At 62.5% G+C, this 23873-nt stretch carries 18 protein-coding genes and 1 tRNA gene; 8 read left to right on the top strand and 11 right to left on the bottom strand.

The annotated features are described in order from the left end of the window. The first annotated feature begins 65 nt into the window (after positions 1-65). The 3 genes from EK16_RS12410 to EK16_RS05305 are packed head-to-tail and all read left to right on the top strand — an operon-like array spanning position 66 to position 3391. On the top strand, positions 66-1247 hold the full coding sequence (locus EK16_RS12410; protein ID WP_197059616.1) for a PepSY domain-containing protein: 1182 nt from the start codon (positions 66-68) through the stop codon (positions 1245-1247). 30 nt (positions 1248-1277) lie between these two features. Further along, on the top strand, positions 1278-1979 hold the full coding sequence (locus EK16_RS05300) for a response regulator transcription factor (protein ID WP_038035182.1): 702 nt from the start codon (positions 1278-1280) through the stop codon (positions 1977-1979). After that, positions 1976-3391, top strand: a complete 1416-nt coding sequence (locus tag EK16_RS05305) for an ATP-binding protein (protein WP_051928967.1) — start codon at positions 1976-1978, stop codon at positions 3389-3391. Before EK16_RS05300 ends, EK16_RS05305 begins: the two co-directional genes overlap by 4 nt. A 6-nt stretch (positions 3392-3397) precedes the next feature. On the opposite strand, the gene EK16_RS05310 is transcribed toward EK16_RS05305, so the two are convergent. The 5 genes from EK16_RS05310 to ubiE all read right to left on the bottom strand — a co-directional run bounded on the left by EK16_RS05310 (position 3398) and on the right by ubiE (position 10117). Then, entirely contained in the window at positions 3398-4582 is a 1185-nt protein-coding gene (locus EK16_RS05310; protein WP_038035183.1) for a pyridoxal-phosphate-dependent aminotransferase family protein, read from the bottom strand. A gap of 205 nt (positions 4583-4787) precedes the next feature. Further along, positions 4788-7223 carry a DNA topoisomerase (ATP-hydrolyzing) subunit B gene (gene gyrB, locus EK16_RS05315; RefSeq protein ID WP_156098492.1) on the bottom strand — a complete coding sequence of 812 codons (2436 nt, stop codon included), beginning with the start codon at positions 7221-7223 and terminating at the stop codon, positions 4788-4790. An 88-nt stretch (positions 7224-7311) separates the two neighbouring features. Beyond that, the gene (recF, locus tag EK16_RS05320) at positions 7312-8442 is read right to left on the bottom strand and encodes a DNA replication/repair protein RecF (protein ID WP_231573611.1); all 1131 of its coding nucleotides are present in this window, start codon (positions 8440-8442) and stop codon (positions 7312-7314) included. Positions 8443-8591: 149 nt separating this feature from the next. Further along, the gene (gene pyrF, locus EK16_RS05325) at positions 8592-9311 is read right to left on the bottom strand and encodes an orotidine-5'-phosphate decarboxylase (RefSeq protein WP_051928968.1); all 720 of its coding nucleotides are present in this window, start codon (positions 9309-9311) and stop codon (positions 8592-8594) included. Beyond that, positions 9311-10117: a bifunctional demethylmenaquinone methyltransferase/2-methoxy-6-polyprenyl-1,4-benzoquinol methylase UbiE gene (gene ubiE, locus EK16_RS05330; protein ID WP_038035186.1), complete on the bottom strand. Its 807-nt coding sequence runs from the start codon at positions 10115-10117 to the stop codon at positions 9311-9313. The genes pyrF and ubiE overlap by 1 nt, the downstream gene beginning before the upstream one ends. 397 nt (positions 10118-10514) lie before the next feature. Between ubiE and EK16_RS05335 the strand changes: the two genes are divergently transcribed. Together EK16_RS05335 and EK16_RS05340 are read left to right on the top strand one after the other, a co-directional pair. Beyond that, positions 10515-12104, top strand: coding sequence for an ABC transporter substrate-binding protein (locus tag EK16_RS05335; protein WP_051928969.1), 1590 nt, complete (start codon positions 10515-10517; stop codon positions 12102-12104). A gap of 130 nt (positions 12105-12234) precedes the next feature. Then, a complete protein-coding gene (locus EK16_RS05340) occupies positions 12235-13443 on the top strand; it encodes a Csu type fimbrial protein (RefSeq protein ID WP_081910285.1) in 1209 nt (402 codons plus the stop codon). Positions 13444-13506: 63 nt separating this feature from the next. On the opposite strand, the gene EK16_RS05345 is transcribed toward EK16_RS05340, so the two are convergent. From EK16_RS05345 to EK16_RS05365, 5 genes are all read right to left on the bottom strand, one after another. Next, a complete protein-coding gene (locus EK16_RS05345) occupies positions 13507-14313 on the bottom strand; it encodes an exodeoxyribonuclease III (RefSeq protein WP_038035188.1) in 807 nt (268 codons plus the stop codon). Positions 14314-14936: 623 nt separating this feature from the next. Beyond that, complete coding sequence (locus EK16_RS05350) at positions 14937-15641, bottom strand: LolA family protein (RefSeq protein WP_197059617.1); 705 nt, start codon at positions 15639-15641, stop codon at positions 14937-14939. A 181-nt stretch (positions 15642-15822) separates the two neighbouring features. Then, complete coding sequence (locus tag EK16_RS05355) at positions 15823-18726, bottom strand: DNA translocase FtsK (protein WP_051928972.1); 2904 nt, start codon at positions 18724-18726, stop codon at positions 15823-15825. 377 nt (positions 18727-19103) lie between these two features. Further along, positions 19104-20459 (bottom strand): ammonium transporter, encoded by a 1356-nt coding sequence (locus EK16_RS05360; protein WP_038035192.1) that lies wholly within the window; start codon positions 20457-20459, stop codon positions 19104-19106. 45 nt (positions 20460-20504) lie between these two features. After that, complete coding sequence (locus EK16_RS05365; RefSeq protein WP_038035193.1) at positions 20505-20843, bottom strand: P-II family nitrogen regulator; 339 nt, start codon at positions 20841-20843, stop codon at positions 20505-20507. 312 nt (positions 20844-21155) lie between these two features. On the opposite strand from EK16_RS05365, the gene EK16_RS05370 reads away from it, so the two are divergent. The 3 genes from EK16_RS05370 to EK16_RS05380 all read left to right on the top strand — a co-directional run bounded on the left by EK16_RS05370 (position 21156) and on the right by EK16_RS05380 (position 22955). Further along, positions 21156-21866 carry an ABC transporter permease gene (locus EK16_RS05370; RefSeq protein WP_038035195.1) on the top strand — a complete coding sequence of 237 codons (711 nt, stop codon included), beginning with the start codon at positions 21156-21158 and terminating at the stop codon, positions 21864-21866. Then, entirely contained in the window at positions 21863-22726 is an 864-nt protein-coding gene (locus tag EK16_RS05375) for an ABC transporter permease (protein ID WP_231573612.1), read from the top strand. Before EK16_RS05370 ends, EK16_RS05375 begins: the two co-directional genes overlap by 4 nt. A 153-nt stretch (positions 22727-22879) precedes the next feature. Next, positions 22880-22955, top strand: a tRNA-Thr gene (locus EK16_RS05380). 46 nt (positions 22956-23001) lie between these two features. Here the strand turns inward: EK16_RS05380 and msrA are convergent. Continuing rightward, positions 23002-23652 (bottom strand): peptide-methionine (S)-S-oxide reductase MsrA, encoded by a 651-nt coding sequence (gene msrA / locus EK16_RS05385; protein ID WP_038035197.1) that lies wholly within the window; start codon positions 23650-23652, stop codon positions 23002-23004. Positions 23653-23873 lie beyond the last annotated feature (221 nt).

The following is a 23873-nucleotide window of genomic DNA, read 5'->3' on the forward strand; positions in this document are numbered from 1 at the left end:
TGGAGGAAATGTATCCAGTCTTAATCACCGCCGTGGCCACCGCCACCACCCATGCCACCGCCGCCATGGCCGCCGCCTCCGCCCATGCCGCCGCCGCCTCCGCCCATGCCGCCGCGATCGTCATCATGGTCATCACTCATGCCACCATAGCCGCCGGCATACCCTCTTCCGTCATGGTCATCATCGCGCTCCATGTGGCCCCGGTCATCCCGGTCCATGCGATCATGATCGTGATTGCGATGACGCTCATAACGATCATCATCATGCCGGCCACGACGCTGCATGTTTTCCATGGCAGCCTGACTGCGGCTGCGGAAGTTCACCCTCGCACGCTGCCGGGTCTGGGTCTGCGTCTGCATCTGCGCCTGGGCAAGCTGCATTACGCCCTGCTCTTCCATGGTCTCAGAGGCGGAGGCCTGAACAGCAAGACCCGCCGCAATCATCGCGGCAGCAGCGAACGGCAAAAGCCAATGCATCCTGACAGCCTTTTTCATCGTCATTCTCCTTTTCACTGTCTCTTTTCCGTTGGTTCACAAGCCCGAGGCGCATTTACAAATTCATGGTCTCGTGACCTCGAGCCTGCGGAGAGTTTAAGTTTTCGGATGTTTGAGGAGCATGACGGCCCTTGTCAGGTTTCTGACAGGATGGAAGAGTCAGGATCAAAGGCAGGAACAATCCGCCCGCAGGCAGACGCCATAGCCGGTTCTGTTTCCCTTCCACCACCCACCGTGAAAATGACGAAAAATCATCCGCACATATTCGCCCTGTCTCGCAGGATTGCCCTGCTGCTGGTTCTTGGCGCCGGGATGGTCCTGCCGTTCTCTCCCGTGGCTGTCACATCAGCCTTAGCCGATCCCGATGGGGGCGGGCACGGCGGCGGTGATCATGGCGGCGGTGACGATGGCGGTGGCGGCGGAGACCACGACGGCGGCGATGATGACGGTGGCGGCGGAGGCGGAGGCCATGGTGGCGGCATGGGGGACATGGAGGATGACGACGAAGATGATCATGAACGCGCCTATGCAGAGCGGCGTCGTGGCGATGTGCGGCCGTTATCCGGCGTTCTCGCCGGCATTCGTGCCCGGTATGGCGGCAAGATTCTGGATGTGAAACTGCGGCGCTTGGGATCGCGGCGCATCTATGTCGTGCGCATTCTGGATAAACGGGGCCGTGTGCGTGACATTCAGGTGCGCGCGGAAAAAAGAAAGCGGGTCAATTTCCGCTCCCGGCGCAGAACACGGGACTGACGGGGGAGGAACACACGCTTGGGGCAAAGGATGCGCATTCTCATCGTCGAAGACGAAACCGCCATCGCGGAGGACATCGCCCAGGCCCTGAAGGAGGCCGGCTATGTCCCGCAATGTGTTGCGGACGGCGAAGAAGCGGACTTTCTGGGCTTTACGGAAGATTTCGACGCGGTGATCCTCGATCTCGGCCTGCCGAAACGCGATGGCTTGAGCGTCTTGCGCAACTGGCGGCGGGAAGGACGGACCTTTCCGGTTCTCGTGCTCACGGCGCGCGGAAGCTGGCAGGAGAAGGTTGAGGGCATGGATGCCGGTGCCGATGACTATCTGGCCAAGCCTTTCGAGATGGAGGAGCTGCTGGCGCGGCTGAGGGCCTTAATCCGGCGTTCGCGCGGCGTGGCCAGCACCGTTGTGCACTGCGGACCGCTAATGCTGGATACACGCGCCGCACGCGTGCATCTGAACGGCCGACCGGTAAGCCTAAGTCCGCTGGAATACCGCCTGTTGCATTATCTGCTGCATAACATCGGGCGGGTGGTGCCGCGCATGGAGCTGATGGAGCACATCTATGAGGCGGAGGCCGAGCGCAATCCCAACACGCTGGATGTTCTGGTGGGGCGGGTGCGGCGCAAGATCGGCACCGACCTGATCCAGACGCGGCGCGGCCATGGGTATATCATCGAATGCCCCGGTGAGAATGAGGAAGGTGGCAAAGCGAAGAAGGGGCGCTCATGAGACGCCTGTGGGGTTCGCTGCATCTGCGTCTTCTGCTGCTGTCGGCGGCGCTGATCATCGGCACGCTTGCCCTTTTCGGCTGGCAGCTTTCCCACATGTTCGAGCAACATGTGGAGCGCCGTGTCTTTCAGGAACTGAACAATCACCTCACCCAGATCCTGGCCTTGCTCAAGCGGGATGCAAAGGGCCGGATCGTGCTTTCCCGCCCCTTGAACGACCCGCGCTTCTCCCGCCCCTACAGCGGGCTTTACTGGCAGGTCAATGACGAGAAGGGGCCGGTGGCGCGATCCCGCTCGCTGTGGGATGCGGCCCTGTCTTTACATATCGACATGGCCCGAAACGGCCCCATTCATGAATACACACTGAAAGGCCCGGAGGGCGAGCCGCTCTATGCCGTGATCCGCCCCGTCTGGCTTGATCTCGGCGAGGGAGAAAGGCGCTATCTCGTGGCGGTGGCGCAGGATCATGCCGAGATTGCCACCGCCGTTGGCGAATTCCGCAAGGATCTGTTTTTCGGGATCGCCATGCTGTTTGGCGTGCTCGTCTTTGCCCTGGGCTTGCAGGTGTGGCTGGGGCTGAAACCGCTGAAAGCCATTCGCCGCGAGGTGATGGCCGTGCGGGCCGGGCAACGCGACATGCTGAGCGAAAGACATGCCGTTTCCGAGCTGAAACCCTTGATCGAGGAAATCAATGCCCTGCTCACATCACAGCAGCGGGACATGGAGCGGGCCCGGCAGCGGGCATCCGATCTCGCCCATGGCCTGAAAACGCCCCTGTCCATCCTTGCCGCGCAGGCGCGCCGGCTGAAAGGCAAGGGGGTTACGGAAGAAGCGCGGGAAATCCATGCGCAGGTCAAGGCGTTGCGCCAGCACGTGGAGCGGGAGCTGGCGCGGGCGAAAATTCACGGTTTGCGCCGGGGCCTGCGCCCCCAAACCGATGCCGGCAAGCAGATCCGGGCCCTGATGCAGGCGCTTTCAGGCATGCGGGCGGATGATCCCATCCACTGGCATGTCGATGTGCCGGAAGGGTTTAAGGTGCCCATGGAGCGGGGTGATTTTCTCGAGCTGTTCGGCAATCTGCTCGAGAATGCCTGCAAATGGGCGCGCAAGCAGGTTTCGGTTCTGGCAACATGGGAAGGCGACCATAGGGATGTGGCCCTCATCCGCATCGAGGATGATGGCCCCGGCATTCCGGAGGAGAAATATGCCGACGTGTTCAAGCGGGGCAAGCGGCTGGACGAAAGCGTGCAGGGCACAGGGCTGGGCATGGCCATCGTCCGCGAAGTCATTGATTCCTATGGCTATGATCTCTCCCTCTATCGGGCGCCCCTGGGCGGGCTCGGCGTGCGCATCACCTTCGCCGAGCGGCCCGTGGATGACACCCGCGTCATGGAGAGGGAGAAAAATTCATAATCGCCCTTAAGCATCCGCATAAGCCGCCATGGCCGCCTCCACGGCCACTCCGGTTTCAATGGGCGCCTGCATCTGCGCAAGGACGCTTTCCAGTGCGGAAAGGCAGAAAAGGACGTTGCGGCGATTGCAGGAATGCCCCATGAGCCCGATGCGCCAGACGCGGCCGGCGAAATCGCCAAGACCGGCGCCGATCTCAAGGCCGAAATCCTCAAGCAGGCGGCGGCGAACGGCGGCATCATCCACCCCTTCCGGAATCCACACGGCATTGAGCTGGGGCAGGCGCTCCTCTTCCGGCACCACATAGCGCAGACCCATGGCCTCAAGCCCCGCTTTCAAGGCCTCATGATGCAGGGCATGGCGGCGCCAGGCGTTTTCCAGCCCTTCCTCGAGGAGGATGCCGAGCGCCTCATGCAGGCCGTAGAGGGCGTTAACGGGCGCAGTATGATGATAGGCGCGGCTTGCCCCCTCGCCCCAGTAGTTCATGACGAGAGAAAGATCGAGAAACCAGCTCTGCACCGGGGTCTTGCGCTGGCGCACCTTTTCCACCGCGCGCTCGGAGAAGGTGACCGGCGAAAGGCCGGGCGGGGCGGAGAGGCACTTCTGGGTTCCGGAATAAACGGCATCCGCCCCCCAGTCATCCACGCGCACGGGGATGCCGCCGAGAGACGTCACCGTATCGATAATGGTGTAGCACTCATGCTCGCGCGCAAGAGCGCAAAGCGTCTCGGCATCGGAGCGGGCGCCCGTGGATGTTTCGGCATGAACAAAGGCGAGATGGCGGGCATCCGGATGGGCATCTAAAACCTCTTTCACCGCCTCGGGATCCACCGCCCGGCCCCATTCGCCCTCAACGACAATGGCCTCGCCGCCGCAGCGGATGACGTTTTCGCGCATGCGCATGCCGAAAACGCCATTGATGCAGACGATGACCTTCTCGCCCGGCTCAACGAGATTGACAAAGCAGGTCTCCATGCCGGCGGATCCCGGCGCTGAAACGGGCATGGTCAGGGGATTGCCGGTGAGAAACACCTGTTGCAGGCGGCTTTTCACGGAATCCATCAGTTCGATGAAACGAGGATCCAGATGCCCGATGGTGGGACGTGCCAGCGCCTCCAGCACGCGCGGCGGCACATCCGAAGGGCCGGGCCCCATGAGAGTGCGCTGCGGGGGATGAAAACCATTGTCGCTCATGAACCGCCTCCTGATCCTTTGGGCCTTCGCGGCGCGAAAGGGCGTAAACCTGCGCTTTTTGCGTCATGCCGCTGGATACCGCAGCCAACGGCCCTGGCACGCGCACGCATCACGCCTTTTTCCGGATGATGGAACGACATCCGTCAATGCGGAAGCTCTGCATTAGGCGGAAGGCTTTTCCAGCCCACGCAGGCTCCGTGAGCCCTTACACATCCAGATTGGAGACGTTGAGGGCGTTCTTCTGGATGAAGGCGCGGCGCTCCTCCACGGCGTCGCCCATGAGGCGCGAGAAGAGGGTGTCGGCCTCATCGATCTCGCGGATCTGCACCTGAAGCAGGGAGCGCGCCTCGGGATCAAGCGTGGTCTCCCAAAGCTGCTCCGGGTTCATCTCACCCAGGCCCTTGTAGCGCTGCATGGTCACGCCCTTGCGGCCATGGGCGAAAACGGCCTCCAGCAGCGAAAGCGGGCCGAAGATTTCCGTCTCTTCCTCGCCACGGCGCAGGCGGGCCGGCCCTTCTCCATAAACCTCGGCGAGCTGGGCGGCATGGGCGCCCAGGCGGCGGGCTTCCAGCGAGTGCAGCAGCGCCGGTTCAAGAAGGTGCTCCTCACGCACGCCGCGCACCTCGCGCCAGAAACGCAAGCCTCCTTCCGGCGTTGCCTCGCCCTGCCAGCCGCGTTCGTATTCCTCCGAGACGAGATCAAGGCGCCCGGCCACGGCCGCGGCCATTGTCGCAAGCCAGTCCGCATCCGTGCGCGGTTCTTCCTGAAAGGCGCCGGCGATGGCGGCCTGTTCAATGAGGAAACGGGGCGCGCGGGATTTCAGGGCATCGATGGAGCGGCGCACGGTGAGGGCCTCATCGACAATGGCGCGCAGATCGGCACCCGCACGGGTCTCACCGCTGGCGGTTTCAAGCACCGCACCTTCCAGACCGGCCTCGATGAGAAAGTTTTCCAGCTCGGCATCGTCCTTGAGATAGATCTCCGAGCTGCCGCGGCGCACCTTATAAAGCGGCGGCTGCGCGATGTAGAGATAGCCGCGCTCGATGATCTCGGGCATCTGCCGGTAGAAGAAGGTGAGCAGCAGCGTGCGGATGTGGGCGCCGTCCACGTCGGCATCGGTCATGATGATGATCTTGTGATAGCGCAGCTTGTCGATGTCGAACTCCTCGCGTCCGATGCCGGCGCCCAGGGCCGTGATCAGCGTGCCGATCTCGTTTGAGGAGAGCATCTTGTCGAAGCGGGCCTTCTCCACGTTGAGGATCTTGCCGCGCAGGGGCAGCACAGCCTGGTTCTGACGATTGCGCGCCTGCTTGGCGGAACCGCCGGCGGAATCGCCCTCGACGATGAACAGCTCCGCCTTGGCCGGATCACGCTCCTGACAATCGGCCAGCTTGCCCGGCAAAGAGGCCACATCCAGCGCGCTCTTGCGGCGGGTGAGCTCGCGCGCCTTGCGGGCCGCCTCGCGGGCAGCGGCGGCTTCTACCACCTTGGAGACGATGAGTTTCGCCTCCTGGGGATGTTCCTCGAACCATTGGGAGAGACGCTCGCCGACGATGCTCTCCACCACCGGGCGCACCTCGGAGGAAACGAGCTTGTCCTTGGTCTGGGAAGAGAACTTCGGATCGGGCACCTTGACAGAAAGAACCGCCGTGAGCCCTTCGCGCACGTCCTCGCCGGTGAGCGTGACCTTCTCCTTCTTGATGAGGCCGGCCTCATTGGCATAGCCGGTGACGACGCGGGTGAGCGCGGCACGAAAACCGGCCAGATGGGTGCCGCCGTCGCGCTGCGGGATGTTGTTGGTGAAACACAGCACGTGTTCATGATAGCCGTCATTCCACCACAGGGCGCATTCCACGACGATGCCGTCGCGCTCGCCGGTGATGTGAATGGGCGCATCGATGAGGGGATGGCGGGCGCGGTCGAGATGCCGGACGAACTCGACCAGACCGCCTTCATATTTCATCTCCACCCGCTTCGGCTCCGGGCCGCGGCGGTCCTCCAGGATGATGTGCACCCCGGAATTGAGGAAAGCCAGCTCGCGCAGGCGATGCTCCAGCGTGGCGAAGTCGAACTCGGTCTTGGAGAAAATCTGCGGTGACGGCAGAAAGGTGATCTCGGTGCCCGTCTTCTCGCCCGCCTCGCCGACGACCTTCAGCGGCGCCACCGGTTCGCCGTTGCGGAACTCCATGAAGTGCTCCTTGCCGTCGCGCCAGATCCGCAACTTCAGCCATTCGGAAAGGGCATTGACCACAGAAACGCCCACGCCATGCAGGCCGCCGGAGACCTTGTAGGAATTGCTGTCGAACTTGCCGCCGGCATGCAGCTGGGTCATGATGACTTCCGCCGCGGAGACCCCTTCGGTGGGATGAATGTCCACCGGAATGCCGCGGCCGTTGTCACGCACGGTGACGGAGCCATCGGCATTGAGGATCACCTCCACGCGATCGCAATAGCCGGCGAGGGCCTCGTCGATGGCGTTGTCCACCACCTCATAGATCATGTGATGCAGGCCGGACCCGTCATCGGTGTCGCCGATGTACATGCCCGGGCGCTTGCGCACGGCCTCCAGGCCCTTGAGCACCTTGATGGATTCCGCGCCATAGGTCTCGTTGCGGCTGGATTTCTCGTTCATCGTTGCCATGTGTTCCCACTGCTTGCCCTGAAAACCGGTTCACGGGGCCTTTCTCGCTCGTCTTCTGGCTCAAGCGCTGGTTTTGCCTGATACCTACTTACGTCTGCGGCCGCACCTGCCCGTCCTCCACGTGAAAGGCGGCGCATGGGGCATGCTCGGCAAGGCCGGCGAAAAGGCCGGCGTCAGTGCCTGTCATCCATACCTGCCCGCCCAGGGCGGCAAGTGCCGCAAACAGCCCCTGCCGGCGCGTGGCATCGAGATGGGCCGCCACCTCGTCGAGCAAAAGCAGGGGCGGATGCCCGCCCAGGCGCGCACGTACAGCATGGGCATGGGCGAGGATGATGGCCACGAGCAGCGCCTTCTGCTCACCGGTGGAACACAAGCGCGCCGGCATGTCCTTGGCGGCATGCGTCACCAGCAGATCGCTGCGGTGCGGGCCGGTGAGCGTGCGCCCGGCGGCCGCGTCCTCCCGACGGGATTCGGCCAGCCGCTGGCGATAGGCATCCTCCACCTGCACGGCAGGGCTTTCGGCGAGGCGATTCTCCACCCATCCTTCTAGCCGGAGGCGGGCGGAAGGGAAAGGAAAATCAGGGCTTTCCACGTTTTTCATCGCCCCGGCAAGGGCGGTGACGGCACTGATGCGCCCGGCCGCCACGGCCACGGCCACTTCCGCCAGTTGCGCCTCCACCGCATCGAGCCAGGCGGCATTCGCGCGCAAGTTTTCAAGCAGGCGGTTGCGCTGGCGCAAGAGCTTGTCCAGGGCCACGACCCGGCTGGCATGCGCAGGCTCGAAAGCCAGGGTGAGACGATCGAGAAACCGCCGCCTGTGCGAGGCGGAGGCCGCAAACAGGCCGTCCATGGCCGGTGTCAGCCAGGACAGGCGCAGATGCTCTCCCAGCACGCCGGCGGATCGCACACTCTGGCCATCCAGGCGGACCTGGCGCTTCTGATCGTCCGAAGCGGCCGAGAAGGCCATGCCGATGCGCACTTCGCCCGTAAGCCCGGAAACCTGTGCGGCCACGGCCCAGCCATCGGCGCTGCCGTGACGAACCATATCGGCAAAGGCGGCCCGGCGCATGCCACGGCCCGGCGCCAGAAGCGATATGGTCTCCAGGAGATTGGTCTTGCCTGCGCCGTTGGGGCCGGTGAGAACCACGAAACGGGCCTCTTGTCCCACCTCCAGGCGCGTTGCCGCATGATTGCGAAAATCGGTAACATTCAGGCGCACAATCGCCGGCAGCGGCGATGCAGCGCATGCTGTTCTTGGGGCGATGTCCTGAATATGGGAAGAATGCCTTCTATTTTCAATGGGTTGTGCCATTGGCCGCACTATGTCTGCTGCCTTTCCTGCCGCATGCATTCCGGCCGCGCGCGTTTTCAGGCCAGTTCCGCGCGGATGGCGCGGGCGGCCTGAACCGGATCGGCCGCCTGGGTGATCGGCCGGCCGACGACGATGATGTCGGCCCCGGCTTCCGCAGCGCCGCGCGGGGTGGCCACACGCTTCTGATCGCCCGTCTCCGCACCGGCGGGGCGGATGCCGGGCACCACGGTGAGGAAGTTAGGACCGCAGGCCTGCTTCACGGTGGCCACCTCCCGGGGAGAGCAGACGACACCATCAAGGCCGCTGTCCTGTGCCAGCCGGGCACGACGCAAAACAAGATCGGCGCTGTTCAGCGCCGGATCACAACCAATGGCGCGCAGATCAGCCGCATCGAGCGCGGTGAGCACGGTAACGGCAATCACCCGGCAGCGCCCGGCGGCCGCCTCTTTCGCCGCGGCCATCATGGCCGCACCGCCTGCGGCATGGACATTGACAAGGGCCGGAGGCGGATCAAGCCGCATGAGCGCGCGCATGGCCCGGGAAACAGTGTTGGGAATATCATGCAGTTTGAGGTCCAGAAACACCGGCAGCCCCGTGGCCGCGATTTGCCGATATCCCGTCTCGCCCGCGGCATAGAACAGCTCCATGCCGATCTTGACCATGTCGATCTCATCCTTCAGGGCGGTGACCAGCCGCGCCGCTTCTTCGGCATCCGGCATGTCCAGCGCCACGCACAGTGCCGTTTTCGGCGTGTTTGAAGAGGTTTTGCCGGTCATCAGATCTTCCACCCCCAGTGCATGGCCACCACGCCGCCGGTCATGTCGCGCCAGCCCACGCGTTCAAAGCCGGCTTTCTCGATCATCCGGGCGAAGGGACGCTGGGCGGGAAAGCGCCTGATGCTTTCCACCAGATAGCGATAGGGCGCGCCATCGCCGGTGACAACGCGGCCGACGGCAGGAATGACCGTGAAGGAATAGGCGTCATAGAGGGCATCGAGCAATGGGATGTCCAGACGCGAAAATTCCAGGCACATGAACCGGCCGCCGGGGCGCAGGACACGCCAGGCTTCGGCAAGCGCCTTTTCGATGTGCGGCACGTTGCGGATGCCGAAGGCAATGGTATAGGCATCAAAGCTGGCGTCCGGGAAAGGCAGGGCCTCGGCGTTGGCCACGGTGAAGGACAGACGATTGAGCGGACGCTGTTCCGCACGGGCGCGGCGGCGGCCTTCCATGATCATCTGCGGCGAGATGTCCGCAAGGGTTACGCGCACCTCCGGGCCGCCCCGCTCCAGAATGCGAAAGGCAATGTCTCCGGTGCCGCCGGCGACGTCCAGCACATGACAGGCCCCCTTCTTTGGCGGATTGAGAGCGGCGACGAAATCGTCCTTCCACAGCCGGTGCAGCCCCGCCGACATGAGATCGTTCATCTGATCATAACGGGCCGCCACCTTGGCGAAGACATCATTGACGAGGCCCTGTTTCTCCTCTTCCGCCACTTCGCGAAAGCCAAAAGAGAGGGTCCGCTGAGATGCTTTGCCCTCTTCAGCGGAAGAAGACGGAGTGTTTTCGGCTTTCGATGCCATAATCGAGCTCCCTTGCGGCCATGCCGCGGCCTTAACATTTCAGCTCAGGCAAGGCCTTTCATCCTTCGTTTTCCGAAATATCGCACCGGGCGCGAAATGAACAGCCCCTGCGCCCTTTCAGGAAGAAAGGCCGCATGCATTTTCCTTTCACGCATCCATGCAATGGAAAGGTCTTGGCCGCATGATACCGGCCACGGCATGACCACGACCCGGATTTGCAGGTGCGTCCGCTTACTGATGAAACGTGGCAGGTGGCAACGCTTTCCTTACCACGTCAAACGATCCGTGTAATGATTAATTGCTCCGTAAACGGATGATGTGGCAGTATTGGCATGGGTGATTCGGGGGCGTTTTCCGGGGTCAAACGGGATTTACTCCCGAAGAGGGGCAGATAGCCATGAACGAGCACTTTTCCGATCCAAGCGGCCGCCGCCGGGGGTTGGCTGGCGGCATCAGTCGGCGCGCGCTGTTGCGCATGGGCGCCATGGCCGCCGTTCTGGCGCAAGCAGGTGTCGCCCCAAGCTTGCTGGCGGCAACACCCAAAAGAGGCGGCGTCTTCCGCGCCGGACTGGGCAGCGGCTCCACGACGGATTCGCTCAATCCGGCCACGTGGTCCAATCAGTTCATGGCTGATCTGGGCTTGGGTGTTTATGCCGACATGCTGTTCGAGATCGATCCCGATTTCGAAATCCGCCCCAATCTGGTCGAGAGCTGGGATCGCTCGGATGATGCCACCGTTTATGCCTTGAAGCTCAAGAAGGGCGTGCGCTTTCATGACGGGCGCATGCTTTCCAGTCGTGATGTGATCGCCAGCCTGCGCCATCACATGGGCGAGAAATCGAAATCGCCCATGCGCCCTGCCCTGTCCATCGTCGAGGAGATCAAGGCCGATGGCGATCATGGCGTCATCATCCGCCTGAAAGATCCCAATGCGGACTTTCCCTATCTCCTGACCGACTATCACCTGCCAATCCTGCCGGCAAAGGAGGACGGCAGCCTGGACTGGGCCGCCGGTGTTGGTACCGGCCCGTTCAGGCTGAAGGAATTCAAGCCGGGGGTGCGCGCCAAGGCCGAGCGCAATCCGGACTATCACGGCGATGTGTGGTTCGATGCGGTGGAGCTGATCGTGATCACCGATTCCGCGGCGCGGCATGCAGCGCTGCGCGCCGGCGAGATCCATTACATGGATCGGGCCGATCCGCGCACGGTGAACCTGCTGAAGCGGGATCCGGCCATCGAGATCATCGACATCACCGGGCTGTCGCACTACACCGCGCCCATGGACTGCACCGCCAAGCCCTTCACCGATCCCAACGTGCGCATGGCGGTGAAATATGCCATCGACCGCGAGGAAATCGTGCGCAAGATCCTGCTTGGCCATGGCCGCGCGGGCAATGACAATCCGCTGGCGCCGTCGATGAAGTACGCCATCGATCCCAAGCCGGTTCATGTCTATGACCCCGAGAAAGCGCGGTTCTATCTCAAGAAGGCCGGGCTGGAGCGCCTGTCACTGGAGCTTTACGCCTCGGATGCGCCCTTCGCCGGCGCCATCGATGCCGCGCAGCTGATGCGGGAGCGGGCGCGGGCCGCGGGCATCGATATCGCGGTCAAGCGCGTGCCGGCCGATGGGTACTGGTCCAACATCTGGATGAAGAAGGCCTGGTGCTTCTCGCAATGGGGCGGGCGGCCGACGGCGGACTGGATGCTGTCGGTGGCCTATGCGCCGGATGCGCCCTGGAACGAGACACGCTGGAAGAATGAACGCTTCGGCAAGCTGCTTAAGGCGGCCCGCAAGGAGACGGACGAGGCGCGCCGGGCGGCGATGTATGCGGAGATGCAGCAGCTCATTCATGATGATTCAGGACAGATCGTCCTGTGTTTCAACAACTTCCTCTCCGCGCTGTCGCGCAAGGTCGGCCATGGCCGCCTCAATTCCAACTACGATCACGACGGCGGCTACATGTGCAAGCGCTGGTGGTTCGTCTGAGAAAGGCCGAAGCCGGCTCTGTTCCGCGCACCTAGCAATGCGCACGGAAGAAAAGGTAACCTTCCGGTAACCGTTTGCAGGGCAGGCTAATCGGCAAGGGGCGCAGCCGGCTCTTCCGGCAAGGCGCGGGATGACCCGTGCGACGGCAACAACAGCCCCGCAATTACAAGACGGATCTTTCTGGGCAGCGACGGAGTATGGGCCGGTGGCAAGGAGCGAACGCGCAAAACCAATGCGGCGCGGCCATTCCGGCTTTGTTGCAGGAAGCGATAAGGGCCGGTTCCTTGGCCATATTCGCCTGAGAAGCCTGTGGTGTGTCCCAGTCCACGCACATGCACTTCTGCGCAAGGCGCACGGTGGGCGGGTCGGGCGGACTTTGGGCCGCCGTTTGCCGTTCGCTGTGATCGCTTGCCTGTTCCTGGCAGGCCAGGCGCAGGCACAGCTTTGCTCTTTCAATATCGCTGACGTGGACTTTGGCAACGTGGACATGGTCTCCGGCGGTTCCTACAGCACGAGCACGACCATCAGCGTTACCTGTTTCGGAACGCCCAACCGCTGGATCATTCTCTGTCCCAACATCAACGCCGGCAATGGCGGCGTTGCCTCCGGCGGTGATCCTCGTTACATGGTCAACGGCACAAGCCGGCTGGGATACAACCTTTACTGGCCAGACAATTCTCAAATCTGGGGCTCCTATAAATGGGGCAATCCCCAACGGCCACCGGTGTTCGGCATATACCTTTCAGGATCCTGGTGGTTCGGATACGGATCCGGCACCATCACGCTGAACGCGCGCCTTCCCGGAGGCCAGACTCAGGCACGCGCCGGGGTGCACACATCACGATTTTCAGGAATACAGACCCAGTTCGAATACGGCTATTACAGCTCCGGCGTGTGGTGCAATAACATCCCCAATTCAAAGACATCCTATCCATCCTTCACCGTACGCGCCAATAATCAGGCCAATTGTCAGGTCTCGGCCACGGATATCGATTTCGGCACAACAGGCGTGCTTTCCTCCAACGTGGATGCCAAGGGCAGCATCCGCGTGAGATGCACAGCCGGCATCAATTATCAGATCGGGCTGAATGGCGGGCTGTCCGGCGCAACCGACCCCACACAGAGGCGCATGAGCAACGGTTCGCATTCCGTCATTTATGGAATTTACCGGGATGCGGCCCACATGCAGCCCTGGGGCGATCAGCTGGGGGTGAACACGGTTGCCGCCACGGCAACAGGAACGGATCAGGTCTTTACCACCTACGGCCGGGTGCCGCCGCAACCAACGCCCCCGGCAGGCACCTACCGCGATACCATTGTCGTGACCGTCACCTACTGAATGCGTCTTGAAAAGGTATGGCGTCAGTACCTGGCATCATGTCCCTCTTCTCCGTTGCGCGGATCAGGGCAGGCGAAAACGGGCGATCAGCGGGATGTGATCGGAGGGGCGATGCCAGGAGCGGGTTTCGCGAATGACCTCCACCGCCTCACAGCGGGCGGCAAGCGCGGGCGAGGCCCAGATGTGATCCAGCCTGCGCCCGCGATCATGGCTCTGCCAGTCGCGCCCGCCGCGATAGCTCCACCAGGTGAACAGCGGGCGCGGCGCGGGATGGGCGCGGCGCACCACATCCACAAGGCCGGATTCGGCGAGAATGGCCTTTAAGGCATCGGTTTCCACCGGCGTGTGGGTCACGACCTTCAGGAGCTTCTTGTGATCCCAGACATCGCATTCATAGGGCGCAACGTTGAAATCGCCGCAGAGGATCATGGGATCCTCGCGAATCTCGCGCAAGGCCGCCAGCCACTGGCGCATTTCCTCCAGGAAGGAGAGCTTGTGCGCAAATTTGGGATTGATCTGCGGATCCGGTTCCTCGCCGCCGGCCGGCACATAAAGGGAATGGATGCGCACGCCAAGCACCCGGGCAGAAACATGCCGGGCATCGCCCATGCCGCAAAAATCGCGCCGTTCGATATCGAACAGCGGCCAGCGCGAGATGATGGCCACGCCGTGATAGCCCTTCTGTCCATGTTCGGCGAGATGCGGCCAGCCGTGAGCGGCCAGCTTCTTCAAGGGAAACTGACCAGGCGGGCATTTCGTCTCCTGCAAGGCGAGCACATCCGGCTGATGGATCTTGAGAAAGGCAATCACCTGATCAATGCGCAGACGCACGGAATTGATGTTCCAGGTGGCGACGGTAAGGGTTTTCATGCGGCGATCTCCCGCTCGCCTCAGCCGGCATGCTTTTTTACATCCCTTCGTTTTGTTTACGCAAAAGAACGATGAAGGCAAAAAGGAAGGCGCCCGGTCGGGGGGGCCGGACGCCTTCCGCTGCGCCTTTTCAAGCGCCTGACGCCGGGAGGGGAGACCGGCGTCTCGCCGTTGCCTGGGCCTTTGGGGGGATTGAAGCGGGGGGCATGGCCCGTGGGAGAATGGCAACGGCGGCTGACTAAAACATAGGACACCTGTTGCCAGAATTCAACACCGCAAGAGAATTTTTTTCGTGAACTCTTGTTAAGATTGCACACAGGCCGCATATTGTGCGGTTCGAGCGTATAGATATGCGCTCACCCGCCGTCTTGCAAGCAGGCCTCAGGAATGGCGGACAAGAAGAGCGCATGGTCCTAACCTCCCCCTGATAGGGGGAGGTCGGCGCGAAGCGCCGGGAGGGGGTCGGGCCACAAGCGCAGAGTAAAGTTGCCCGACCCCCTCCCTGCCCCTCCCCCTGCCAGGGGGAGGGAAGAAGAAGTGTGTGGAAAGAAAGGTAAAGGCAATTGAGTCGATAAGGTTTTTCGTTGCCAGAAACCTTTTGCGCGCCCTCGTTGCGAGGTTTTTTAGCGGCGGCGGGCGCCGAAATTGGTCTTCTTGTGATTTTCATAGGCTTTCAGGCCTTTGCGCTTGACGCGGAAGAGATTGGCCGAAAGCTTCACGTTGGGTTCCAGCCCGCTCAACGTCACGGTGGTGCGCCGGCCCTGACCATCCACGACAATCCACTGCTGCAACTGTTTTCTGCGCTCGTCATACACGAGGATGAGCTGGCCGGGAATGTCGCCCTTTCTGTCCTGCAGGGTGACGATGAGCAGGTCATCCCGCCGCTCCACGGATTTCACGATGGTATCGCGCAGCAAGTCAACGCGCTTGCGCAGGATCATGCGCAAGGGTGTTTGCGAGAGCGGATAGTAATCCACGGTGTCCTTGCGGTTGTTGCGCACGGCCACCCAGGAACCATCAGAGACGATCACGAGCGGATGCGGCGGGGTGTATTCAAAGCGCATGCGCCCCGGCTTGGCGATAAAGACCTTGCCGGTGGAAACACGGCCGCGCGGGCTGATTTGCGTGAACTCTCCTTTTAGCGTGGTGAAGGAGTTGAAGAAATCGGAGATGCGCTGCACGGCGGCGCGCTCCTCTCGGCTCAAGGCCCTGGCAAAAGCAGCCCCAGCGCTCTTAAACCAGACGCCAGCGGTAATCGCGGCGGTCGCGCCTGAGAGCAGGCGCCGGCGCGTGATCCGTGGTGTATGAAATGCGTCTTTTCTGTTCATGGCTTTAGCCATTTTCCTTATTCATGGGGCCCTCTATTCTTTCCGGCAGGATTCTTTCCGGCAGGGGGCGATCATCCGGACAGGTTCTGTCGCACTCCGCTTTTCATGTCCTGTCGATTCGTGACCTGTTCGATTCCCATGCCCGCACATGGCGGCGATTTTGCGGCCAAGCCGCACATGATCAGTCCTGAGCGCTGTCGCCACCGACCAAAATCTCCCGCCGCCCCTTGGCGTTGGGGGCGGAGATGATGCCTTCTGCCTCCATGCGCTCGATCAAGGTGGCAGCCTTGTTATACCCGATCTGCAGGCGCCGCTGCACGTAGCTGGTGGAGGCCTTGCGGTCACGCAGCACGATCTGCACCGCCTTGTCGTAAAGATCGTCGCCGGATTTGCCAACGGTGCCCCCGGAGACACCGGCAGCGGGCGTATCGTCCTCCTCGGTGGTGACTGCCGCCACGTATTCCGGCGTGCCCTGGCTCTTCAGGAAGTTCACCACCTCCTCCACCTCCTCGTCGGAAACGAAGGGACCATGCAGACGCACGATGCGGCCACCGCCGGCCATGTAGAGCATGTCGCCCTGGCCCAGCAGCTGCTCCGCCCCCTGTTCGCCGAGGATAGTGCGGCTGTCGATCTTTGATGTCACCTGGAACGAGATGCGGGTGGGGAAGTTGGCCTTGATCGTGCCGGTGATCACATCCACGGAGGGGCGCTGCGTGGCCATGATCACGTGAATGCCGGCGGCGCGCGCCATCTGCGCCAGGCGCTGCACCGCACCCTCGATGTCCTTGCCGGCCACCATCATCAGGTCCGCCATCTCGTCGATGATGATGACGATATAAGGCAGCACCTCAAGCTCCAGCTCCTTTTCCTCATAGACGGGCTCGCCCGTATGCGGATCGAAGCCGGTCTGAACGGTGCGGGTGATGGTCTCGCCTTTTTTGAGCGCCTCCTTCACCCGGGCATTGTAGCCGTCGAGATTGCGCACGCCGAGCAGCGCCATTTTCTGATAGCGCTCCTCCATCTCGCGCACGGCCCATTTCAGGGCAACAACCGCCTTCTTGGGGTCGGTGACCACCGGGCTTAGCAGATGCGGAATGCCCTCATAGACGGAGAGCTCCAGCATCTTGGGATCGATCATGATCAGGCGGCACTCCTCCGGGCGCATGCGATAGAGAAGGCTCATGATGAAGGTGTTGATGCCCACGGACTTGCCCGAACCGGTGGTGCCGGCAATGAGCAGATGCGGCATGCGGGCGAGATCGGCGAACACCGGCTCGCCAGCGATGTTCTTGCCCAGCGCCAGGGTGAGCTTGAACTTGCTCTTGCGATAGGCGGGGCTTTCCAGCATCTCGCGCAAATAGACGGTCTCGCGCTTGGGGTTTGGCAGCTCGATGCCAATGACGTTGCGGCCCGGCACCACGGCCACGCGCGCGGAAATGGCGGACATGGAGCGGGCAATATCATCAGCAAGGCCGATGACGCGCGAGGACTTGATGCCGGGGGCGGGCTCCAGCTCATAGAGCGTCACCACCGGGCCGGGGCAGACGTTGATGATGCGGCCCTTGACGCCGAAATCCTCCAGCACGCCCTCGAGAATGCGTGCATTTTCCTGCAGGGCCTCATCGGACATTTCAGGCGGACGGGCGTCCTGCGTGGGCTTGGCGAGAATGTCGATGGGCGGCAGCTTGATGGGCCCCTTTTTCTTCCTGGGAGCCGGAGCGGGCCGGGACGGCCGGGCTTTTGCCGCCGGGGCAGCAGCGGCGCCCGGTGCTCCTGCGGGCGCGGCAACATGTTGCGCCTGAATGACGTCTTCATCCTCCGGCAGCTCTTCCGGCAGGAAAGCCTCGTCCACCGGTGCACCGACGTTGACCACATGATCGGCCGGCTCAGTCGGCTCCTGCGCATAGGCCTGTTCTTCAGGCTGAGGCGACATGCCCAGGGTGCTTTGGCCTTCATGCGGTAAAACGGCAGGCTGTTCCGCCAAGGCATGGGCCGGCATGGCCGCCGGCGCTGGCGCCAGCCGTGGCTCTCGGCGGGCACTACTGGCACCGGGCACCGGCGGATGCGGCGCCATGGTTCCTGCCGTTTCGCTCACGGCTGCGTCGCCCTTTGTGCCCATGAAGCGGGCAAACAGGGTCTTGAGGCCGAAGAAGGTGCCATGGCGGCCCTTTTGTGGCTCGCTGTCGGCGGCGAAGGCCTGTACGGGCGGCGGATCATCATCCTCGAACGCGTCCATTGCCTGTGTGACAGGTGCGGGTGCGGGATGAGAGACCGGTTGCGCCGTGGCCGGGCGTTGAATGCGGGGCCCCCGCTCCGCTTCCGTTTCCACGGCCTGGGGTGTGTTTGATTTGGTCGCCGTTCGTTTGGCGACAGCCGTCTGCTTGCGGCGCTGGCGCCACTTGCGCCACATGGCGGCGAGAGACAGGCGCCAGTGGCTGGCGCCGCCCAGACCGGCGGCGATGCGTTCCTGATTGCGCTCACCAAGAACAGCGGCGGCGGAGACGATATCTTCCGCGGTGACATCCACCGCCTTGAACAGGGCATAAAGCGCCAGGGCGAACAGAAGGATGCCGGAAAGGCCAAGCGCAGCGAAATCCTTCATGAACAGGCCAAGGGCGGCCACGAGCAGATCAGACAGTGCGCGCCCGAGATTGCCACCGAGGCCAGCGGCCAGCGGCCAGCTCTCCGGCACCGGCAGCAGGCCGAGGAATGCAGCGAAGGCAAGCATCAGGACCAGCCACCAGCCCATGCGGGCAAAGGGACGGCGCAAGGGCTCATGCGACAGCAGGCGCCCCGCCCACATTACCGGCACGGCCACCGTGGCGATCACGGCCAGGCCCAGCTGCATGATCAGCTCATCGGACACAACCGCGCCCGGCCAGCCCAGCCAGTTGCGGATGGGCACATCAAAGGCGCGATTGAGCGAGGGATCCATGGCCGACCACGAGGCCAGCGCCACCGCAAGCAGGGCCGCGGCGGCAATCAGCACCAGGCCCGCCAGCTCCATCAGGCGCAGCCTGATAAAACGGCGCAGGGCCACCGGCACGGCGCTGTCGTCGGTCTCTGCTGGCGGTGTGTGAGGCATCGTCTCCCGGGATCGTGATGCTTCTTTCATCCATTCGCCGCGCCTGATGCGGCGGATATTCCTTTCCGATGGGCAATGACGGGTGAAAACAGCGATTCTCCGCACGCCCATCCCCTGTCGAAGGCATCATCCCAACCGGTGGTTAAGGCAACGTAAACCATCCGCTCCGTTCCGGCCCGGGCCACGCTCCTTCAGGTGCGCAGGGCGCCCTTTCTGCCCCGGCAGAAAGCCCTCTTCCACCCGCTCGTGGATCACACGGGGGATGCCAGTGCCGCACAAGGGCAAGTGATCCGGTTTTCATAAAGAAAGAGCCCGCAGGGCGCATGTCCCTGCGGGCTTTCCTGTGTGTGACGATGGTTCAGGTTTTCGCCAACAGATCAGATGGCCTGCGAGCCCTTGCCGAACTCGGGATAGGCCTCCACGCCGATCTCGGCGGCGTCCAGCCCCATCATCTCCTCCTCCTCGCTCACGCGGATGCCGATGGTGAACTTGAGGATGGCCCAGATCACCAGCGAGACGATGAAGGTAAAGGCGCCGATGGCGACGATACCAATGATCTGGGTGGCGAAGCTGGCATCCGAATTGGAGAAGGCCACGGCGATGGTGCCCCAAATGCCGGCGATCAAGTGCACCGGAATGGCGCCGACCACGTCGTCGATCTTCAGCTTGTCCAGCAGCGGCACGAAGATCACCACGATCACGCCACCCACGGCACCCACGAACAGGGCCAGCGGAATGGACGGGGCCAGGGGCTCGGCGGTGATGGAGACCAGACCGGCGAGCGCACCGTTGAGCACCATGGTGATATCCACCTTGCCATAGATGATCTGGGTGAGCAGCAGCGCCACCACCGCGCCAGCAGCCGCAGCCAGGTTGGTGTTCACGAAGATGCGGGCAATGGCGGAGACATTCTCAGCCGAATCCATGGCCAGCTGCGAGCCGCCATTGAAGCCGAACCAGCCCAGCCAGAGGATGAAGGTGCCGAGCGTGGCCAGCGGCATGGAGGAGCCGGGAATCGGATGCACCGAACCGTCCTTGCCATACTTGCCGATGCGCGGCCCCAGCAGCATGGCACCGGCCAGCGCGGCCCAGCCGCCAACAGAATGCACCAGCGTTGAGCCGGCGAAATCCTGGAAGCCCATCTTGTCCAACCAGCCGCCGCCCCACTTCCAGGCGCCGGTGATGGGATACATCACGCCGGTGAGGATGACCACGAAGATGAGGAACGGCCAGAGCTTGATGCGCTCAGCCAGGGTACCGGAAACGATGGAGGCGGCCGTGGCGACGAAGACCATCTGGAAGAACCAGTCGGAGGCCGCAGCATACATGGTGGCGCCCTCCTTGGCCAGGCCCGCGGCTTCCGCCGCCGGATCGGGCAACATCACCGGCATGGGCGTGCCGAAGAAGCCGCCATCCACGCCGGAATACATAAGATTATAGCCAATCAGCCAGTACATCAGGCCGGCGATGGAATAGAGCGCGATGTTCTTGGTGAGCTGCATGGAGACGTTTTTGGTGCGCACCAGGCCCGCCTCCAGCATGGCGAAGCCGGCGGCCATCCACATCACCAGGAAGCCCATCACCAGGAAGTTCAGGGTGTTGAAGATGAACTTCACCTGGGTTTCAAACGGAACCGTCTCGGCAGCCAGCGCCGAGCCCGTGCTCAAGAGCAGCGCGGCGGACACCGCCAGCCCGGCGCCCCCCAGCCGCATGACCTTGCGGTTATCGATCATGTCTCTTTCCTCTCCGGAATTCTTTTCAGGAATTCTTCCGTTGACTCACAGCGCATCCCGGTCGGTCTCGCCGGTGCGGATGCGCACCACCTGCTCCACCGGCAGGACGAAAATCTTGCCGTCGCCGATCTGGCCGGTCTGTGCGGCCTCGCGGATGGTCTCCACCACCTTGTCCGCCATGTCGGCGGTCACGGCGACCTCGACCTTCACCTTGGGCAGGAAATTCACAACGTATTCGGCACCGCGATAGACTTCCGTATGCCCCTTCTGGCGCCCGTGGCCCTTGACCTCGGAGACGGTCATGCCCTCAACCCCGAGATTGGCCAGGGCCTCGCGCACATGCTCCAGCCTGTGCGGCTTGATGATGGCGATGATGTACTTCATGAACTGATCTCCTCCTTTTCCCTCACACGGGGCTTGCCTCTCCCTGCGAAGGCTGGCGTTTACCTTTCAAACTGCATGCCAATTTTGCATATTTTCCATAAATCATTGTTTTTTAGGGTTTTTCATCATTTCGCGATATGTTGACCCCGGTTAATGAGTGCACAAATTTTGTTCAACAATGCATAATTGCATGAATTTTAGGCATTCGCGATCATGCATTGATCAATCGGCATGCTTGACGCCCCCGGCCGGAACCGTCAGGAAGAAAGGGGGGCTTTCCGGTAAACGGATCAGGGCGGAATTCTTTTTCTCATGAGCGAGCTGATCGGCCTGTTGCGCTATGGCGATGCCGGCTGGGGGGATGAGCTTCTGGCCGGGCTCTCGGTGACGGTGTCACTGGCGCTGGCCACCCTGCCCTTCGGGCTGCTTTTGGGGCTGCTGCTGGCGCTGGCGCAGATTTCGGGCGAGCGCAATCTCATGCGGGCCGCGCGCATCTACACCACGATCTTTCGCGGCCTGCCGGAGCTTCTCACCATTTTCATCGTCTATTACGGCGGGCAGATGGCGCTGCAGGCGCTGTTTTCCCTGTTCTCGGACACGTATGTGGAAGTGAATGCCTTTCTCGCCGGCATGGTGGCGCTGGGCCTTGTCTTTTCGGCCTATGCCTCGGAGGTCTTTCTGTCCGCCTTTCAGGGCATTCCCAAGGGGCAATGGGAAGGGGCGCATGCCCTGGGCTTAAGCCGCCTGCAGACCTTCCTGCTTGTGATCATGCCGCAGGTGTTGCGGCTGGCGCTGGGGGGATTGAGCAATCTCTGGCTCATTCTGCTGAAGGAAACCTCGCTGGTTTCAGTCATCGCGCTTAATGAGCTTTTGCGCATGACTTCGGTGGCCGTGGGCGTGACCAAACAGCCGATCCTGTTCTATTCCGTGGCCTGTCTCATCTATCTCACCCTTTCCCTCATCTCCGAACGCGGCCTTGCCCGGCTTGAAAACCGCCTGAAGCGGGGGGAGGGAGTGCGATGAAACCGTCCATGCCGCAACGTGCCTCCCCCTCCTCCATGCCGCCGGCAAAAGCGGGAACCGCAAGGCAAAAGGGCGCGCTGCCCTGGCTTGGTCGGATGTTCATGGGCCTGTGGTATCTCGCCGGTCTGGGAGCGGCCTGGATCATCATCAGCAATTTCGATGCGGATGTGTTTAAGCGTTACGGGCCGCGCATGCTCTCCGGCCTGCTGGTGACGACTCAGCTCGTTGTGCTGCCGCTGGTCATGGGCGCGGTGATCGGGCTCGGGCTTGCGCTGATGCGGCTGTCCGGGCAGCGCTGGCTTTCGCTGCCGGCCAATGTCTACATGACCTTCTTTCGCGGCACGCCGCTTCTCGCCCAGGTCTTTCTCATCTATTACGGCGCGGGGCAGTTGCGCCCCTGGCTGCAGGACGTCGGGCTGTGGGGATTCTTTCGCGAGGCATGGTATTGCGTGCTGCTCGCCTTCACGCTCAACACGGCGGCCTATCAGGCGGAAATCTACCGGGTGGCCATCGCCTCGGTGCCGAAAGGCCAGTGGGAGGCCGCTGACGCTCTTGGCCTTCCCCGCCGCATCACTTTTGTGCGCATCATCCTGCCGCAGGCGCTGATCACGGCCCTGCGTCCGCTCGGCAATGAGGTGATCCTGATGATCAAGGCCTCGGCCATTGCCTCGGTGGTGACCATTCTCGATCTCATGGGAGTGACGCGGCTGGCCTTTGCCCGCACCTTCGACTTTTCGGTCTATTTGTGGGCGGCGGTGCTCTATCTCATCATCGTGGAAACGCTCAGGCGACTGTGGACGCGGCTGGAAGCGCGCCTGACCCGTCATCTCGGCCAGCAGGCCCGGGCAGGAAAGGGCTGATGGCCTTTCTCGTGGTTTTCTGAATGAAAGTCCGGGGCTGCAAAAGGCGCTTTCAATGGTGGCGGGGCTTGCCAAGGCCTGTCGCTTGGCGTATCAGACGAACGCAAGGCTCAAAGTGGCCGGTTCTGGCCGCGCCTTGGGCGTGTTTGGGCTGCCGGTGTAGCTCAGCTGGTAGAGCAACGCATTCGTAATGCGTGGGTCGGGGGTTCGAGTCCCTCCACCGGCACCATTACTTTCTTCCATATTCTTCAGCCTCCAAATCCAGCTTTCACCCCTCATTCCGCAAGGCGCTCAGCGGGAAAGGGCACGCCTGTGCCGCCAAGGCCGCAGTAGCCATTCGGGTTCTTGGCTAGATACTGCTGGTGCCAGCTTTCCGCGAAATAGAAGGGCCCGGCCATGGCGATTTCCGTCGTGGGCAGGGAGCGGCCTGCCTGAAGCAACGCCGCCCCATAAATCTCGCAGGACTTTCTGGCAAGCTTAAGCTGTTCCTCGGTGGTGCACCAGATGCCGGAGCGATATTGCGTGCCGATATCATTGCCCTGGCGCATGCCCTGCGTGGGATCGTGCCCTTCCCAGAAAATGCGCAGAAGCGTGGAAAACGCGATCTCTTCAGGCTGATAGACCACCATCACCGCCTCGGCATGCCCTGTCTGGCCGGTGCAGACTTCCTCGTAGGTGGGATTGGGCGTATGGCCCGCGGTGTAGCCCACGGCAGTCACCCACACACCCGGTAGTTGCCAGAACCGACGCTCCGCTCCCCAGAAACAGCCCATGCCGAACAGGACGGTTTCCGCATTGGCGGGATAGGGGCCTTTCAGCGGGCGATCGAGCACGGCATGACATTTAGCAGTCGGGATGGGCTCATCCCGGCCGGGCAGGGCCTCCTGCTTGGAAACGAGCCGCATTTTCGCATGCATTCCGGGCATGGCAACTCCCTGTTGGCGCGCCTTGTCTTGAACAGCTTCGGCACGGACAGTCTCACGCATGGTCCGTCCCTGCCGCAAGAGGCGAAAAAGCCGTTCTTTCACGGCGCAGGATGGGTGATGCTGCACAGGCCCGGCGCAGGCCTACCATAAAAAAAATGTGCACATGACACACAGGGCCGCGGGCCATGCTGCCGCATTGCGCCGCAGGGGCAATTGCGCTA

The organism is Thermopetrobacter sp. TC1 (assembly GCF_000746275.1).
Taxonomy (GTDB): Bacteria; Pseudomonadota; Alphaproteobacteria; order Rhizobiales; family Aestuariivirgaceae; genus Thermopetrobacter.